This is a genomic window from Bradyrhizobium sp. Kon37 (assembly GCF_055807535.1).
In genome coordinates, this window is the sequence record NZ_JBVVOY010000217.1 from 1 (window position 1) to 306 (window position 306).

General features: G+C 52.6%; 1 protein-coding gene. It reads left to right on the top strand.

From position 1 onward, the window contains the following. Positions 1 to 65: 65 nt before the first annotated feature. On the top strand, positions 66 to 306 hold a 241-nt coding region (locus AC0L3J_RS37870), incomplete at its 3' end, for a DEAD/DEAH box helicase family protein (RefSeq protein WP_473350513.1).

Consider the following 306-nt stretch of genomic DNA (forward strand, 5'->3'; position numbering starts at 1 on the left):
GGCATAATTAAGTACGACGAGTAAAATTACATACCTGCCCGCCCAACTCCTTCAGGTAGCGACTCATGAGTAAACCGTTCAAACTGAATTCCGCTTTTAAACCTTCTGGCGATCAGCCAGAGGCGATTCGACGTCTCGAAGAGGGGCTGGAAGATGGCCTGGCGCACCAGACGTTACTTGGCGTGACTGGCTCAGGGAAAACCTTCACCATTGCCAATGTCATTGCTGACCTTCAGCGCCCAGACCATAAATCGCGGAAACAGACGCCACCACAACCACATCACGCCGCTCCAGCATCGCTTTGGT